The organism is Nonomuraea sp. NPDC049421 (genome assembly GCF_040677005.1).
Lineage (GTDB): Bacteria > Actinomycetota > Actinomycetes > Streptosporangiales > Streptosporangiaceae > Nonomuraea > Nonomuraea salmonea.
Genome location: NZ_JBFAQA010000006.1, coordinates 326,562 through 341,833, shown reverse-complemented (window position 1 = coordinate 341,833; position 15,272 = coordinate 326,562). Strand labels below are relative to the sequence as shown.

Sequence of the window (15,272 nt, the reverse complement as noted above, 5' to 3'; positions counted from 1 at the left end):
GCCAGTTCCTTCCGGGACAAAACGATGAGGGCGGGACATGCTTTCGAACCGACGATGATAGGGTCAAGCCGAATGCCCCATTTGTTAGCCGCCTGATGCTCCACCGGCATCGCCCGGCACGGCATGCTGGTGCATGTGAAACTCGACGACCTGGTGATACCCGACACGCCCGCCTGCCGGGGCGCGCTCGAAGTGGCCACCCGCTACCACTCGCCCTCCCTGCTCAACCACTCCATCCGGGCCTACCTGTGGGCGGCGGCGTACGCGGAGGACAACGGCATCGCCTTCGACGCGGAGCTGCTGTACGTGGCCGCCATGCTGCACGACATCGGCCTGGTCGCCGAGTACGACAGCCACACCGTCCCGTACGAGGAGGCCGGCGGCCACGTGGCCTGGGCGTTCTGCGCGGGCGCCGGCTGGTCGCCCGAGCGGCGCGACCGGGCCGCCGAGGTGATCGTCCGGCACATGTGGGACGAGGTGCCCGTGGAGGAGGACCCCGAGGGACACCTGCTCGAACTGTCCACCGGCATGGACATCTCGGGCCGCAACACCTCTGACATCCCCGCCCTCGTGCGGCAGGAGGTGCTGGAGCGCCATCCGCGGCTGGAGATCGCCAAGGAGTTCAGCGTGTGCATCGCCGACCAGGGTGCCCGCAAGCCGTCCAGCTTCGCGGCCCGCTTCGTCCGCGACGGCATCGTCGACCGCATCATCCGCAACCCGTTGGACGGCTGACGCCCGAGCCCGCGCCACCCGGCGCGGGCTCATGTGGGGGTCTTCGTGAGGTGGTGCGGGCGCTAAGCCTTGGGGCCGGCGCTCTCGGCCACCTCGAAGGTCCACACCTCGGAGCCGGTCGCGGCCGGGCCGCCGTGCCCGTGCCCGTGTCCCTGGCCCTGGGCCTGGGCCTGTGCCTGTGCCTGCGCGGACGCCTGGGCGGCGGGGCCGGTGGGGCGTTCGCCGGCGGCCTGGGCGTGGCCGCGCTGGAACGCCTCGCCCTGCTGCCACTTCTGGAAGTCCTCCTCGCTGCGCCAGCGGGTGTAGACCAGGTAGCGCTCGGTCCCGTCCACAGGACGCAGCAGCTCGAACCACTCGAACCCGTCGGCCGCCTCCACCATCCCGGCGCGGCCGGCGAAACGGCGTTCGAGCTCCTCGCGCATCTCGGCCGGCACGGTCAGCACGTTGATCTTCACGATGGACATCGCAGGACCCCTCTCGTCAGCGCACGTCACGGTGTGGCGCGGGTGAGGGCTCCAGGCTAACGCGGGCCACCGCCGGCACCCGATCTCGGTCCAGCGCGTCGCGCATGTGCGGCAGCGCCACGGCCGACAGATGCCGGCTCAGCTCGGCGATCGGCACCGACTCGTCGGCGACGACCCGCAGGCGTACCTCGGGCCTGGCCGGCGGGCCCACCAGGTTCGCGTCGGCGCTCAGCACGGCGGGGCTGGACGCCACGTCCGCCGCCACCGCCTGCGCCATCCCGCCCGCCGAGATCTCGGTGACGCCGCCGGGGCCGTCCTCGATGCGCAGCGTACGGTGGGTCTGCCGGCGGCCCTGTACGAGCAGCCAGCGCACCGCCAGCACCGCCACGACCAGCGACGCCAGCGCGGCCAGCCACCACAGCGCCGGGCCGCCACGGGCGAAGAACCCCGTCACGTAGCCGTCCACGATCGGCGTCCGCGCCGGGGCCCAGTCCTGCGGGAACACGCCCAGCCCGCGGGCCAGCGCCGCGCCGCCGAGCAGCGTCAGCACCAGGCCCACCAGCCCGAGGCCGAGCCGGTTGCCGCGCCGGGTCCGCGCGTTCATCTCCGCCCCCTGACCGCGACCCGGTAGGGATGAACCAGGTCGTATCCGGCGAGCCTGCTCAGCACGGCGCCGCGTACGTCCTGGTCGACGTCCCCGCCGTACGTGGTGGGCGTGACCGCGAACGTCTGCCCGCGCAGCTTCCCCCGCGCCGACCGCACCCCGGGCACCTGCTCAGCCGCATGCGCCAGGGCCCGGGCCACGCTCCTGGGCCGCAGCCCGATGATCAGATCAGGGTCACCGCTGCGCACCGGCACCATCCGCGGCCGCCCCGGCACCAGCGCCGACGACAGCAGCGCGACGCCGATCAACGTCACGACCGCCGCACCGAGCAGAACCAGCGGATCCGACCAAGAGGTGGTGGACGCCCAGGCAAGCATCCTGTCGTACGGAATCCACCGCAACGGCCGCCCGACGAGCCCAGAGACGATCTCCAGCAACACGAGCAGGCTGAGCACCGCGAGCAGCACCGCCACCACGACGGCGGGAACCCTCCGAGCCGGCCGGAACGCCCGCACCGCCGCCCGATCAGCGGCCTTCGACGGCGGCACCTCGACCCCCGCCCGATGCGCCCCCGCCGGCCCGGCAGCTGGGCCCCCATCACCACCGTGCCCGCGCTCGCCGGAAACGTGGCCCCTTCCTGGCGGGTCGGGTGGGATGGCGCAGATCTCCGGGTCTGAGCCGCTCATGGCAGGTCACCGCCCAGGTCGGTCATCGTGATGTCGAGGCGGGCGACGTTCAGGCCGGTCTGGGCGGCGACGCGGCGGGTCACGTGCTCCCTGAGCCGGGCCGCCACCGCGTGCAGCGGCGCCGGGTAGGCGACGCTGACCGAGAGCCGCAGCGTGGTCTGCCCCTTGTGCACCTCGCCGCCGGACGGGCGCGCCCACGGCAGCGTTCGGAGCTGCACGTCACGCACCTCAGGCACCTCCCTGGCCGCCATGCACGCGATCTTGGTGACCACCCGGTCGGAGATCTCCGTGCGCCCGCGCAACTCGGGAGCCGGCGGGGGAGCGGGACGCTGCGCGGGAACGGTGGACAGTACGGTCATTTCCGCTTCACCGTCAGACCCGACAGGTTGATCTCGCCGGTCTCGATGATCCGGCCGACCAGGAACCCGAGCGCGCCGAGCACCAGGACGAGCAGGAACGCGCCCAGCCCCCCGAACGCCCCCGCGAACCCGAGCGCGATGCCGACCGCCATGCCGACGAGCGGCGTCAACTGACTGTTGTTCATGTTCCCTCCACGACGATGTCGTCCACCCGCACGTGCACGAGACGGTCACCGGCCAGGTCCGCGACGGCCCGCCGCACCTCGTCGGCGGTCTCGGGCAGCGGCCTGTCGAGCGTGGCGACGATGGCGACCTCGACCGCCCGCTCCCGCACCGACACGCCGACGAGCCGCTCGCCCGGCAGGTACGTCGCCACCGTCCCGAACGACCCCCCGGACAGCCGGACCACCCCGTCACAGGCACGAACCCGCTCCGCGAGGTCCCGCGCGATCTCCTCCTCACCGGCCCCAGGCGCAGAGCCAGATGGGGAGGAGAGGTCCGTCCCGCCACCCCCCGCCGTTCCCACAGCACCGGCCGCCTCTGCCGGGTCCGATGCCGAGCCGGGTGGGGACGGGGTCATCGGACGCGGGGTTCCTGGTCCGCGTCGCCGCCGCGGTCCTGCGAGCGGTCGGTGTCTCTGCCTCGGTCCTGGTCGGGAAGGTGGACGTCGTCCACCCTGATGTTCACCTCCGTCACCTCGAGGCCGCACATCCGCTCGACGGCCCCGATCACGTTCTTGCGGACGGCCGCCGCCAGCTCGGGGATCGCGGTCCCGTACTCGGCGACCAGGTCGAGGTCGACGGCCGCCTGGCGCTCGCCCACCTCGACCGACACGCCCTGGGAGACGTTCGGGTCCCCGCCGACGATCCCCCGTACGCTGCCGAAGGCCCGCGCGGCGCCCGCGCCCATGGCGTGCACACCCGACACCTCCCGGGCGGCGAGCCCGGCGATCTTGGCGACGACCCCGTCGTCGATGCTCGTGGTGCCCTTCTCCGTGACCAGCGACGTCGCGCCGCCCGGCACGCTCTCCTGCGTCCTGGCCCGCGGAACCGTCGCCGCGCCGCCGGCCGTACCCGGCCGGCCGGACATCGTGTCAGACACGATCCGTCACCCCCCAAAAAAAGGTGTTATCTCTCATAGGGCGACATAACCCCCTCTGTGGGACCGAAGCCTGATAAGACGGACTTGGGGCCTATAAATGGAGAGTTCGTGACCCGTCGTGGGCAGGCCGATCCCGAGGTGGGCGGACCCCGCCGGCGGCGGCGATAGCCTTGACGGGTGCGTATAGCGAGGTTCTCCACAGGCGAAGGCGTCTCGTTCGGCGTGGTCGAGGGCGGTCCCGGCGAGGAGTTCGTCTCCGCGATCTCCAGTCACCCGTTCGGTCAGGTCCAGGTCACCGGCGAGCGGTTCCCGCTGTCCCAGGTGAAACTGCTGGCCCCGATGCTGCCGAGCAAGGTGGTCGCCATCGGCAGAAACTACGCCGAGCACGCGGCCGAGCTGGGCAACGAGGTGCCGGAAGAGCCGCTCATCTTCATCAAGCCGTCCACCACGGTCATCGGCCACGGCGAGAACATCGCCTACCCCACGTCGCTGTCCGACCGCGTCGACTACGAAGGCGAGCTGGCCGTCGTCATCGGCCGCCTCTGCCGCGAGGTCCCGGTCGAACGGGTCAAGGACGTCATCTTCGGCTACACCTGCGCCAACGACGTCACCGCCCGCGACCTGCAGAAGAAGGACGTGCAGTTCACCCGGGCCAAGGGGTTCGACACGTTCTGCCCGCTCGGGCCGTGGATCCAGACCGATCTCGACGCGAGCGACCTGGCGCTGACCACCACGGTCAACGGCGAGATCCGGCAGAGCGGCCGTACGAGCCAGCTCATCAACGACATCCCGGCGCTGGTCGCCTACGTCAGCGCGGTCATGACGCTGATCCCCGGCGACGTCATCTTGACCGGCACCCCGGCGGGCGTCGGCCCCCTCGAGATCGGCGACGAGGTCAGCGTCGGCATCGAAGGCATCGGCACACTCACGAACAAGGTGGTCTCCCGTGACTGAAGTACGGGTGCGGTTCGCCCCGTCCCCAACCGGCATGTTTCACGTGGGCGGCGCCCGCACCGCGCTGTTCAACTGGGCGCTGGCCGTGCAGTCGGGCGGCCGTTTCGTGCTGCGCATCGAGGACACCGACGCGTCGAGGAACCGCCCCGAGTGGACCGAGGGCATCATCTCCGCCCTCGACTGGATCGGCGTCAACGGCACCAACCCCTCCTTCGAAGGCCCCTACTTCCAGTCGGCCTACGAGCCGCAGCACCGCGAGGCGGTCGCCAAGCTGCTGGCCGACGGCCGGGCCTACTACTGCGACTGCACCCGCGAGACGCTGGTCGCCCGCACCGGCTCCGAGCACCGCGGCTACGACGGCTTCTGCCGTGAGCGCGGCCTGACGCAGGGCGCCGTCCGCTTCCGCACGCCCGACGAGGGCGTCACGGTGGTGGCCGACCGCATCCGCGGCAACGTCGAGTTCCCCAACGAGGCGCAGGAAGACTTCGTCATCGCCCGCACCGACGGCTCGCCCCTCTACGTGCTGGCCAACGCGGTCGACGACATCACCCAGAACATCACCCACGTCGTACGCGGCGAGGAGCACCTCGGCAACGCCGCCAAGCAGATGCTGCTCTGGCCCGCCCTGGGCGCCAACCCGCCGGTCTGGGCCCACCTGCCGGTCATCGTCAACGAGCAGCGGAAAAAGCTGTCCAAGCGCCGCGACAAGGTCGCCCTGGAGAGCTACCGCGACGAGGGCTACCTCGCCGAGGCCATGGTCAACTACCTCATGCTGCTCGGCTGGGGCCCCGGCGAAGACCGCGAGATCATGCCGTGGTCGGAGATGGTTCCGCTGTTCCGGCTGGAGGACGTCAACTCCGCCAGCGCGTTCTTCGACGAGAAGAAGCTGCGCGCGTTCAACGGCGAGTACATCCGGGCGCTGCCGCTGGAGACGTTCGAGGAGCGCTGCGCCCCCTACCTCGACCCGTCGTGGGACCGCGAGCTGTTCAGCAAGGTCGCCGGGCTGGCCCAGACCCGCATCGCGGTGCTGTCGGAGATCCGGCAGAACGTCGACTTCCTCTTCCTCGACGAGCCCGTCTTCGACCAGGCGTCGTGGGACAAGGCGATGAAGAACTCCCCTGAGGAGATCCTCACCGGCTACCTCGACCGCCTTGAGAGCGTGAGCTGGGACCCCGAGTCGCTCAAGCAGGCGCTCGAAGAGGTCGGCACGGCCCACGGGCTCAAGCTGGGCAAGGCGCAGGCCCCGGTCCGGGTGGCCGTCACCGGCCGTACGGTCGGACTTCCGCTGTTCGAGTCGATCGAGGTGCTGGGCCGCGAGCGCACGCAGGAGCGCCTGCGCGCCGCCCTGGCCCGCCTGCGCGGCTGAGGGCTCTGAGCGCAGGCCGCTCCCGCGGCTGAACGTCACCGCCGCCCGGGTCACTTCGACCCGGGCGGCGGTTTCGCGTGCGCGACGTCAGACTGGGCCGTGCCAGACGGGCCGGGTCAGACGAGGCCGCGGCGGGCCAGCAGCGGCCCGATGCCGGCCTCGCGCCCCCTGAAGTTCCTGAACGCCGTCAGCGGGTCGATGCTGCCGCCCCGCGACAGCAGCTCGCGGCGGAAGTGGTCACCGTTCGCCCTGGTGAGCCCGCCGTTCTCCTTGAACCACTCCACGCTCTCCGCGTCCAGCACCTCGCTCCAGATATAGGAGTAATAGCCCGCCGCGTAGCCGCCCGAGAAGATGTGCGCGAAGTAGTTGGTCCGGTAACGCGGCCGGACCAGCGGGAACGCGATCCCCGCCGCCTCCAGCGCGGCGGCCTCGAACGCCTCAGGGTCCTCGACGGTCTCGCCGGGCGCCAGCTTGTGCCAGGCCCAGTCGAGCAGCGTGGCGGCCAGATACTCGACGGTCTGGAAGCCCTGGTTGAACTTCTCGGCCGCCTCCAGCTTCGCCACCAGCTCCGCCGGCATCGGCTCGCCCGTCTCGTAGTGCTTGGCGTAGTTGGCCAGCACCTCGGGCCAGGTCACCCACATCTCGTTGACCTGCGACGGGTACTCCACGAAGTCGCGCGGCACACTCGTGCCCGACACGCGGGGGAAGCGCACCTGCGAGAACAACCCGTGCAGCGCGTGGCCGAACTCGTGGAAGGCGGTGCTGACCTCGTCGTACGTCAGCAGCGTCGGCCCCGAGGCCGGCTTGGTGACGTTGAGGTTGTTGATGACGACCGGCTTCAGCCCGAACAGGAACGACTGGTCGACCAGGTTGTTCATCCACGCGCCGCCGCGCTTGTTCGGCCGCGCGTACGGGTCGAGCACGAACAGCCCGAGCGGGCCGCCGTCCTCGTCCGACACCTCGAACACGCTCACGTCCTCGTGGTAGCCGCCCAGGTCGGGCCGCTCGGCGAAGGTGATGCCGTACAGCTTGGTCGCCGCGAAGAACACGCCGTCGCGGTAGACCCTGTTGAGCTCGAAGTACGGCCGCATGGCCGCGCCGTCGAACTCGTACCGCGCCTGGCGCACCTTCTCGGAGTAGTAGGGCCAGTCCCACGGCTCGATCGGGAAGCCGGCCTGCTCCGCCAGCGCCTCGGCCTCCTTCTTCGCGTTGCGCACGGCGGGGCCGACGAGCTGACCGAGCATCTCCTCGACCGCCTCGACGGTCTTGGCGGTCTGGTCGGCCACCGTGTACGCGGCGTGCGTCGGGAACCCGAGCAGCTGCGCCCGCTCCGCCCGCAGCGCCGCCATCCTGGCCGCCAGCTCGAAGTTGCCGGGGGCGCGGCCGACGCTCAGCTCGTACAGGCGGCGGCGTACGTCACGGTCGGTCAGCTGGGACAGGCTCGGCTGGGCGGTGAAGTTCAGCAGCGGCAGGACGTACGTGCCGTCGTTCTGGCGCAGCGAGGCGATCTTGGCCTCGTCGAACCCGTCGAGCTCCTTCGGGTCCGTCACGACCAGCGCCGACTCCGTGCTCGCCTTGAGCAGGCTCTGCGCGAACTCGGTGGACAGCCGCGACAGCTCCTCGTTGAGCGCGCGCAGGCGCTCCTGCTCGGGCTCGGACAGGTCGGCGCCGGCCCTGATGAAGTCCTGGCGGTATTTCTCCAGCAGCCACGACTCCTCGGGGTCCTCCGTGGCGACCTGCTTGATGCGGGCCCACAGCGGCCGGTTGAGCCGGATCGCGTCACTGTGCCGGGTCAGTTGCGGGGTGATCTGCTTCTCGATCTCCATGATGCCGTCCGTGGTGTTGGACGCGGCGACGCTGAAGAAGACCGTGGCCGTACGGTCGAGGATCCTGCCCGACCGTTCGAGAGCGGCGATCGTGTTGTCGAACGTCGGCGGCTCGCTGCTGCCGGCGATGGCTTCGACCTCCGCGAGCTGCTCGGCCATGCCGCGCTCGAACGCGGGCAGGTAGTGCTCTTCCCGGGTCGCGGCGAAGGGCGGCAGCTCGTACGGCAGATCGCTAGGGGCGAAGAACGGATTCTCGGCCAACGCTTGGGCTCCTCCACGTGGTGTTTTGTCCCCTTCAGCTTGGCATGGACGGGGACCCGGTGGGAGCGGTGGAGGGGGGCCGGGACATTCGTTTTGGTCTTAGCCCCGGAGCTGGGCTATTCTTTCGGACGTCGCCAAAGCGCACTCCGCGAGGAGATCGCAGCGGTGGGGTATGGTGTAATTGGCAGCACGACTGATTCTGGTTCAGTTAGTCTAGGTTCGAGTCCTGGTACCCCAGCATATGAACGGATGTCTCCCCGGTGAGGCGTCCGTTTTTTCATTTCGCCAGCCGATGCAGAATTTCCGAGATCTCCTTGTACGCCCGAGCCGTCGGCGCGTGCGTGGCGGCCACCGAGAAAACCCTGAACCGGTTGCCCGGCGTGGCCGCGTCCGCCTCCCTGATCATCCGGTCCTGCAGCGCGAGCGGGATCATCCGGTCCTTCGTGTGCCTGATGTAGACCCGGCGCACCCTGCCCCACCGCTCCTTGCGGCCCCGGGAGTCGGCGGACGACACCTGCATGCTCTCGTCCGGCAGCAGGGTGTTCAGCAGGGCCAGGAACTCGCCCTCGGTTCCGTCCGCCATGAACGTCTTCCTGGCCGCGGCCAGGAACTCCGGGTCGTTGGTGCGCCAGTTGACGCGCAGCGCCCCGATCACCGCGGGGTCGGCCACGATGCCGCTCGCCAGGGTGCCCGCCAGGCTGGCCTTCCCCTCCGGGGTGGCGGCGTAGTCGCTGGGGGAGCGCAGGCGGGTGCAGCAGTACGCGGCGTCGTACACGAGGGTGTCGATCAGGTGCGGCACGGCGTCGGCCACCTTCGTGATCGTCGCGCCGCCGAGGCTTCCGCCCACCAGGATCACCGGCCCGTGCTCCGCCACCTGGCGCACCACCTTGACCGTCGCGTCCACGTAGTCGTCGAGCGTCACCCCCGCGACCGGCGACTTGAGCGTGGCCAGCGCCGCCAGGTCCTGCGGCGCCTGGTAGGCGCGGACGAACTGCTCCTCGGGGCCGTGCCCCGGCAGTCCCACCCCCACGGAGCGGTGCCCGCGCAACGTCAGCTCGGGGTCGGCCGTGGCCACCCCGTTCGAGCCGGAGACGAAGACGTACGTGGTGACGTCCTTCCTGGGTTTGACCACCGCTGTGGAGGCGAGGGCGCCGGCACCGGCGGCGGCGAGCTGAAGAGCGGTTCTGCGTGTCGTGTTCATGCCTTCGATGCTCGCGCCGGCGCCGGTGTCCCCACATCGCCCACCCGGCCCGAGAACCGGTGGACGCCGGCCATCAACCGATCGGTCGATGCCATGCCAAGCTCAACCCCTTGACCTCCTCCCCCTCGTGAACGAGGGGGATTCCCACGGTCGCCCGTGGGGCTTCCTGCTTCACCGCCGGTCGCCCGCCCGAGAAGGGAACTCTCGTTGAGGTCTTACACCAGCTCCACAGGCGTTTCACCGCTCCGCCGGCCCGGCGGCGAGGATGGTTTCGATCGTTCGTCCGGTGGCTTGGTCATCGCCACCGTCGAACACACTGCCGAACCCTGCGGTGCCGCACGGCGACGCCGGTTCGCCTGACGGCGAACCGGCTGCCCCTGTCCTGCTCCGCAGGGGTCCGATTCCTCTCCCGCCTGAAGGCGGGAGTTTCCTCGGAGGTATCTGATGACCAGCCCCGACACCCCCGCCCCACGAACCACCGCCGGCGACCGCGACCCGCGAACCCCGCCCATCGGTGAGGGCACCAGGTCGCCTGCGCCACCCGCTGGGGCCGGTGCCGGGTCGCTTACGCCACCCGCTGGGGGCGGTGCCGGGTCGCGGAGGCCGGCCGCCGGTGGGCAGGGGCGTGAGCGGTGGGTGTTCGCCGTGCTGGCCTATGCGCTGCTCACCGTCAGCTCACTGGTGACCGCCCTCGCCGAACCAGGGGGCGCCCCCAACGCCGACGCCGGCACCACCCTCGGCCTTCCTTCCTGGCTGGCCGGTCCCCTCGCGGCCGGGACGGCTCAGGGGCCTCTGAGCGTGGAGGCGGCGTGGGGGAGTGTGCCGTGGCCGTTCCTGGCGGTGGTGGCGGCGGTGTGGCTGGTGCCGGTCGCGTGGCTCTATCCCGTACGGGAGCGGCAGCGGGCGCTCGTCGTCGGCCACGTCCTCGTCCTCCTGGCCATCGCCGCCGGGCTGACGCTCAAGGCACCGGCGTTCATCGTGTTCGCCTCGATCGGCTACCCGCTGGCGATCGCCATGTTCCCGGCCCGGCTGGTGATGGCGGGCGTCACGCTGACGGCCCTGGTCAACGTCGCCGTACAGGCCGGGCCGGGCGCGCGCGACACCCTGCTCGCGGTGCTCGCCGGCGTGGCCCTGCCGCTGGTGGCCGCCGGCTGGTACGTCTCCGCCGAGCACGACAAGCGCCGCCGCCTCGTCCAGCGCCTGCGCGCCGCCATGGACGAGAACGCCGAACTGAACGCCCGCCTCCTCGACCAGGCCAGGCGGGCGGGCGTCCTGGACGAGCGGCACCGCGTGGCCGGTGAGATCCACGACACGCTCGCCCAGGACCTCGTGGCCCTCATCGGCCAGCTCGACGCCGCCGGTCACGCCGCGGGTCACGCCGCCGGGGGGCCGGCCCGCGAGCACCTCGACAGGGCCGCCGCGCTGGCCCGGCGCGGCCTGGCCGAGACCCGCCGCTCGATCAGCGCCCTGCGCCCCCAGCCACTCGAACGCACCGACCTGCCCCAGGCCCTGCACCACATGGCCAGGTTGTGGGCCGAGACGGCGGGCGTCGACCTGCGCTTCGAGGTCACCGGTACGCCGGTCGCGCTGGCCGCCGACGTGGAGTCCGCCCTGTTCCGCATCGCTCAGGAGGCCCTGGCCAACGTCGTCAAGCACGCGAACGCCACCAGGACGGGCCTCACTCTGACGTACACCGACGAACTCATCCTTCTGGACATCAGAGACGACGGCCTCGGTTTCCCGCCGCAGCGGCCGACTGACGGCTTCGGCCTGGACAGCATGCGCCGGCGCGCCGGCGTCCTGGGCGGCACCCTGACCGTCGAGACCGAGCCGGGCCACGGCACCGCCGTCGCCGCCGCCGTCCCCGCCATCCCACCCACCACGTCAGACGAGCGCTGATGAGACGCTGTACCGCGACAGAGGAAGCGGCGATCCCCCAGCGAGTGCCGGCAGCCGACGAGGGGGAGCGGCGATCCCCGAGCAAGTGCCGGCAGCCGACACGGGGAAGCGGTCATGTCCGTTTGAAGTGCTGATAGCCGACGAGGGGGAGTGGCCATGTCCGTGCGGGTGCTGATAGCCGACGATCACCCGATCGTGCGCGACGGCCTGCGCGCCGCCCTCACCCGTGACCCCGAGACCGGGATCGTCGTGGTGGGGGAGGCGGGCGATGGCGAGGAGGCCGTACGCCTGGCCGGAGAGCTGACGCCGGACGTCATCCTCATGGACCTGCGCATGCCCGGCATGGACGGCATGACCGCCATCCGCCGCCTGGCCGGGACGGGCCCCCGGGTGCTGGTGCTGACCACGTTCGACACCGACGTCCTGCCCGCGCTCGAAGCGGGCGCCACCGGCTACCTCCTGAAGGACGCCCCGCCCGCCGACCTGGCCCGCGCCGTCCTCGCCACCAGCCGCGGCGAGACCGTCCTGGCCCCCGCCGTGGCCGGCCGCCTCGCCGACCAGGTCCGCCGCCCCGCAAGAGGCCAGCTGAGTCCGCGAGAGCTGGAGGTCCTGCGCCTGGTGGCCGCGGGCGCCACGAACAAGGAAGCAGCGGCGAGCCTGTTCATCAGCGAGGCCAGCATCAAAACGCACCTGCTGCACATCTACGCCAAACTCGACGTCCGCGACCGCGCCGCCGCAGTCGGCGAAGCCTACCGCCGCGGCCTCCTCCCCCACTGACACCGCCGGGAACGGCCCGCGAACCACACCCACCGACGCCCAAGCCACAACCTCTCGCCGCGCGGTGGCCTCCTCACCTCGGCTGGGGTGCGGTCGGCGAACCACGCCCGCCGACGCCCAAGCCACAACCTCTCGCCGCGCGGTGGCCTCCTCACCTCGGCTGGGGTGCGGTCGGCGAACCACGCCCGCCGATGCCCCGGCCCCAGCCTCTCGCTGGGCGGTGGCCTCCTCACCTCGTTGAGGGACGGTCGGCGAACCGCGCCTGCCGATGGCCTTTCGCCGGGCGGTTGTCCACCCCTCTCTCTGGGGGACGGTTGGTGGACTAAGGCGGGGTCGCCGGATGGGGGTTGATTGCAGGTTGTGATCATGTGGTGGCAGTTCGGTAGGGTTGAGCGTCTTATGGTGGAGTTTCGACCCCGCGCGGGGGGTTTCCCGCGTTTCCTCGCTCCGTTCATCGCCCCGCTCATCCTCTTCTTCCTCGTCCTGCTCCTCCTGGGCGCGATCCTCACCAACAGCACCCCGCTGGGCGTCCTGATCGGCGCAATCGCGACCGGAGTGCTGGTGGGCGTCCTGGCCGTCAAGCATCGCCGTCTCACCCAGGGCACCGTGGCCCGCTTCTCGCCCGAGGGCGTCGAGCTGGTCGACCGGATGGGGTTCAGGGTGTGGCTGCGCTGGCGCGACGTCACCCGCATCGACGTCGTGGACACCCAGCTCGCCGACCCCCGCAGGATGGGACGGCCGGGGGGAGCGAGGGCCAGGGTGCAGGCGCTGCGCTCGGCCGGGCTCATCGGCTGGGGCGAGCGCGCGGTGCCGCCGCGCATCCCCGCCTGGATGCGGGACCGCCTGGCGCGCGTCCCGGTGGACCCGGCGACGGGCCGGCCGGAGGTGACGATCCCGCTGGGCGAGTTCGACCCGGCGTGGCAGCGCGGCCCGATGGGGGACTGGGTCCGCCGCTACAGGCCCGATCTGATGGGCCCTTAAGCGGTTTGGTGTGGTCTTCCAGGTGCGGTAGAGTTACCTGCGTCGCCGGGGAAGCCCCCGGCACAGCAGCTTGTGGACAGGGTCCCGTCGTCTAGTGGCCCAGGACGCCGCCCTCTCAAGGCGGTAGCGCCGGTTCGAATCCGGTCGGGACTACCACTTGTCACAAGCCCGCGAAGGTCCCGTCGTCTAGTGGCCCAGGACGCCGCCCTCTCAAGGCGGTAGCGCCGGTTCGAATCCGGTCGGGACTACGTCTGCAACATCAGCTCCGGTGCTCAAAGCCCGGAGCTTTTTTGTTTTCCGTACGCGAGAAAAAGAAACCGGGTGCCGCCTCGCGGCGGCACCCGGCGGAACCTACTTCGAGCGGGCCTTGAAGAGCGCGCGCCGCGCGGCCTTGGCCACCTGTTTGTCGGGGTGCACCTGGGAGATCAGGTCGAGCAGCTCCTCCACGTGCGCGTGGGGGATCTTCCAGATCACCTCGAGCAGGTCGTTGACCATGTCGGGCCCGATGTCGCGCAGGCTACTGACGAACTCGGAGCGGCCGAGCCCGGCCGAGATCGTCCACATGTCGAGGATGAGCCAGTGGGTGTCGTCGGGCGTCGGCTCCGGCGCGTCCTCGACCTCCAGCTGGCTGAGGTGGGTGGCCGCGTAGGGGCGCAGCGAGGGGTGGTCGAGCGCCGCCTGCCAGGCCGGCACGGCGGCCTCGCCCAGCGTGCCGACCACGCTCGCGGCCTGCACCCTGATGAGCGCGTCGCTGTCGTCCTCGGCCGCGGCGGCCAGCAGCTCCTCGGCGGCCTTGGCGGGCTCGCGCAACCGCATCCAGGCCGCGAACTCGGCGTCGGCCTCCTCCTCCGGCAGCTCGGCGCTGAGCGCGAGCAGCTCGTGGGCGCTCATGGAGTCGATCGCCGGGCGGGCGTCGACCTCGATGTCGGCGTCGTCGATGAGGTGGACGACGCCCTCGGTGCCGAGCGGGGTGAGACGCAGCACGTCGCCGTCGCGCTCGACCATGCCGTAGCCGGTCAGCCACTCGATGGAGGACGCCAGCGGGTCGTCGCCGGCCGCCTCCCAGGCGTCGCCGCCCAGCTCGTCGAGGTCGGCGGCGGCCTCGCCCAGCTCGCGGGCGAGCCCGTCGACCTCGCGCGAGCCGCCGGCCAGCAGCAGCCGGACGAGCACGCCCCTGGTCAGCCCGGCCAGCGCCATGGTGAGGTCGTCGTCGTCCAGCTCCGGGTCGCCGTAGTCGACGGAGTGGAGGCCGAGCATCCACGCGTCGAGCACGTCCTCGTCGTCGTCGAACGGCCACTCGGCGGTGTCGTCCTGGACGGTGACGGTGCCGCCCTCGCCCGGCTCGAGGAACTCGAGGTCGACGGCGAGGTTCCAGATGTTCCACAGCTGGGGCACGGACTCGGAGACGGGCCCTTCGGTCTCTGGCCTGGGCAGGCCGACGGCCTCCAGCGCCTCTTCGACCTCCGCGTCCGTGAGCAAGGTCTCCTCGCCCACCTTGCGCCCTGTGCCCACCCACACGGCCAGATCGCGGGCCTTGGCGACCAGGGGCGTCTGGCGGGCGGCGGCGGCCAGCTCGGAGTCTGGACGCAGCCTGACCGTGTCGAGCCCGGACAACTCATCGGCGAACGGCTCGAAGTCGCCGAGGTCGCCGGCGTCGTCGTCCTCCTCGCCCTCGCTCTCGTCGAGCAGCTCTTCCATCAGGTCGACGAACTCGTCCTCGACGTCGTCGAGCTCGGCCTGCAGATCGGCGAGGGAGTCGGAGCCCTTGCCCAGCCGGCCGGTGCTGTCGAGGAAGGTCAGGTAGGCGTCGACGGCCGGGAGCATCCCGTCGGCGGCGGCGTCGGGATCCTCCACGACCTTCGGCATGCGGTCGAGCAGCAGGTTACGCAGGTCGGCGCGCTTCCACGTGCCGAGATCCTGCGAGAAGGCGAGACGGTGCCACAGTGCGGCGGGCCCCACGAGCTCGGGGTCGCTCCCGGGGGCGTTCGCACGCGCCCACATGATGAACTCTTCGAGCAGGGGTCGCAGCTCAGTGGCGGCTACCTCGATGCGATCTGTCAC

The 15,272-nt window shown here is 71.2% G+C and carries 16 protein-coding genes and 3 tRNA genes; 9 read left to right on the top strand and 10 right to left on the bottom strand.

Features of this window, described 5'->3' with window-relative positions:
- Positions 1 to 135: 135 nt before the first annotated feature.
- Complete coding sequence (locus tag AB0K18_RS13795) at positions 136 to 732, top strand: HD domain-containing protein (RefSeq protein WP_364914308.1); 597 nt, start codon at positions 136 to 138, stop codon at positions 730 to 732.
- 62 nt (positions 733 to 794) lie between these two features.
- Here AB0K18_RS13795 and AB0K18_RS13790 read toward each other — a convergent pair whose 3' ends face one another.
- The 7 genes from AB0K18_RS13790 to AB0K18_RS13760 all read right to left on the bottom strand — a co-directional run bounded on the left by AB0K18_RS13790 (position 795) and on the right by AB0K18_RS13760 (position 3,946).
- Positions 795 to 1,196, bottom strand: coding sequence for an antibiotic biosynthesis monooxygenase (locus AB0K18_RS13790; RefSeq protein ID WP_364914306.1), 402 nt, complete (start codon positions 1,194 to 1,196; stop codon positions 795 to 797).
- Positions 1,197 to 1,212: 16 nt separating this feature from the next.
- A complete protein-coding gene (locus tag AB0K18_RS13785; protein ID WP_364914304.1) occupies positions 1,213 to 1,800 on the bottom strand; it encodes a hypothetical protein in 588 nt (195 codons plus the stop codon).
- A complete protein-coding gene (locus AB0K18_RS13780) occupies positions 1,797 to 2,486 on the bottom strand; it encodes a DUF6286 domain-containing protein (protein ID WP_364914302.1) in 690 nt (229 codons plus the stop codon). The genes AB0K18_RS13785 and AB0K18_RS13780 overlap by 4 nt, the downstream gene beginning before the upstream one ends.
- Positions 2,483 to 2,845 carry an Asp23/Gls24 family envelope stress response protein gene (locus AB0K18_RS13775; RefSeq protein WP_364914300.1) on the bottom strand — a complete coding sequence of 121 codons (363 nt, stop codon included), beginning with the start codon at positions 2,843 to 2,845 and terminating at the stop codon, positions 2,483 to 2,485. Before AB0K18_RS13775 ends, AB0K18_RS13780 begins: the two co-directional genes overlap by 4 nt.
- Positions 2,842 to 3,030, bottom strand: a complete 189-nt coding sequence (locus tag AB0K18_RS13770) for a hypothetical protein (protein WP_364914298.1) — start codon at positions 3,028 to 3,030, stop codon at positions 2,842 to 2,844. Before AB0K18_RS13770 ends, AB0K18_RS13775 begins: the two co-directional genes overlap by 4 nt.
- Entirely contained in the window at positions 3,027 to 3,221 is a 195-nt protein-coding gene (locus AB0K18_RS13765) for a hypothetical protein (RefSeq protein ID WP_364914296.1), read from the bottom strand. The genes AB0K18_RS13770 and AB0K18_RS13765 overlap by 4 nt, the downstream gene beginning before the upstream one ends.
- Before the next feature lie 200 nt (positions 3,222 to 3,421).
- Positions 3,422 to 3,946: an Asp23/Gls24 family envelope stress response protein gene (locus AB0K18_RS13760; RefSeq protein WP_364914294.1), complete on the bottom strand. Its 525-nt coding sequence runs from the start codon at positions 3,944 to 3,946 to the stop codon at positions 3,422 to 3,424.
- Positions 3,947 to 4,123: 177 nt separating this feature from the next.
- On the opposite strand from AB0K18_RS13760, the gene AB0K18_RS13755 reads away from it, so the two are divergent.
- Positions 4,124 to 4,900 carry a fumarylacetoacetate hydrolase family protein gene (locus AB0K18_RS13755; protein ID WP_364914292.1) on the top strand — a complete coding sequence of 259 codons (777 nt, stop codon included), beginning with the start codon at positions 4,124 to 4,126 and terminating at the stop codon, positions 4,898 to 4,900.
- Complete coding sequence (gene gltX, locus AB0K18_RS13750) at positions 4,893 to 6,266, top strand: glutamate--tRNA ligase (protein WP_364914290.1); 1,374 nt, start codon at positions 4,893 to 4,895, stop codon at positions 6,264 to 6,266. Before AB0K18_RS13755 ends, gltX begins: the two co-directional genes overlap by 8 nt.
- Positions 6,267 to 6,382: 116 nt before the next feature.
- Here gltX and AB0K18_RS13745 read toward each other — a convergent pair whose 3' ends face one another.
- On the bottom strand, positions 6,383 to 8,353 hold the full coding sequence (locus tag AB0K18_RS13745; protein ID WP_364914288.1) for a M3 family metallopeptidase: 1,971 nt from the start codon (positions 8,351 to 8,353) through the stop codon (positions 6,383 to 6,385).
- A 166-nt stretch (positions 8,354 to 8,519) separates the two neighbouring features.
- Between AB0K18_RS13745 and AB0K18_RS13740 the strand changes: the two genes are divergently transcribed.
- Positions 8,520 to 8,591 (top strand) — tRNA-Gln (locus AB0K18_RS13740).
- A gap of 39 nt (positions 8,592 to 8,630) precedes the next feature.
- Here the strand turns inward: AB0K18_RS13740 and AB0K18_RS13735 are convergent.
- Positions 8,631 to 9,554 (bottom strand): alpha/beta hydrolase, encoded by a 924-nt coding sequence (locus tag AB0K18_RS13735; RefSeq protein WP_364914286.1) that lies wholly within the window; start codon positions 9,552 to 9,554, stop codon positions 8,631 to 8,633.
- A gap of 645 nt (positions 9,555 to 10,199) precedes the next feature.
- On the opposite strand from AB0K18_RS13735, the gene AB0K18_RS13730 reads away from it, so the two are divergent.
- From AB0K18_RS13730 to AB0K18_RS13710, 5 genes are all read left to right on the top strand, one after another.
- Positions 10,200 to 11,453, top strand: coding sequence for a sensor histidine kinase (locus AB0K18_RS13730; protein WP_364914284.1), 1,254 nt, complete (start codon positions 10,200 to 10,202; stop codon positions 11,451 to 11,453).
- A 156-nt stretch (positions 11,454 to 11,609) separates the two neighbouring features.
- A complete protein-coding gene (locus tag AB0K18_RS13725; protein WP_364914282.1) occupies positions 11,610 to 12,230 on the top strand; it encodes a response regulator transcription factor in 621 nt (206 codons plus the stop codon).
- Between the two features lie 399 nt (positions 12,231 to 12,629).
- On the top strand, positions 12,630 to 13,211 hold the full coding sequence (locus AB0K18_RS13720) for a hypothetical protein (protein ID WP_364914280.1): 582 nt from the start codon (positions 12,630 to 12,632) through the stop codon (positions 13,209 to 13,211).
- 80 nt (positions 13,212 to 13,291) lie between these two features.
- Positions 13,292 to 13,367, top strand: a tRNA-Glu gene (locus tag AB0K18_RS13715).
- Positions 13,368 to 13,386: 19 nt separating this feature from the next.
- Positions 13,387 to 13,459: transfer RNA gene (locus AB0K18_RS13710), tRNA-Glu, on the top strand.
- Positions 13,460 to 13,562: 103 nt separating this feature from the next.
- On the opposite strand, the gene AB0K18_RS13705 is transcribed toward AB0K18_RS13710, so the two are convergent.
- The gene (locus AB0K18_RS13705) at positions 13,563 to 15,272 is read right to left on the bottom strand and encodes a hypothetical protein (protein WP_364914278.1); all 1,710 of its coding nucleotides are present in this window, start codon (positions 15,270 to 15,272) and stop codon (positions 13,563 to 13,565) included.

Bases quoted from the DNA above. Each gene is read 5' to 3' on its own strand.
- AB0K18_RS13790 (WP_364914306.1), bottom strand. From the start codon at position 1,196: ATGTCCATCGTGAAGATCAACGTGCTGACCGTGCCGGCCGAGATGCGC.
- AB0K18_RS13785 (WP_364914304.1), bottom strand. From the start codon at position 1,800: ATGAACGCGCGGACCCGGCGCGGCAACCGGCTCGGCCTCGGGCTGGTG.
- AB0K18_RS13780 (WP_364914302.1), bottom strand. From the start codon at position 2,486: ATGAGCGGCTCAGACCCGGAGATCTGCGCCATCCCACCCGACCCGCCA.
- AB0K18_RS13775 (WP_364914300.1), bottom strand. From the start codon at position 2,845: ATGACCGTACTGTCCACCGTTCCCGCGCAGCGTCCCGCTCCCCCGCCG.
- AB0K18_RS13770 (WP_364914298.1), bottom strand. From the start codon at position 3,030: ATGAACAACAGTCAGTTGACGCCGCTCGTCGGCATGGCGGTCGGCATC.
- AB0K18_RS13735 (WP_364914286.1), bottom strand. From the start codon at position 9,554: ATGAACACGACACGCAGAACCGCTCTTCAGCTCGCCGCCGCCGGTGCC.
- AB0K18_RS13725 (WP_364914282.1), top strand. From the start codon at position 11,610: ATGTCCGTGCGGGTGCTGATAGCCGACGATCACCCGATCGTGCGCGAC.
- AB0K18_RS13720 (WP_364914280.1), top strand. From the start codon at position 12,630: ATGGTGGAGTTTCGACCCCGCGCGGGGGGTTTCCCGCGTTTCCTCGCT.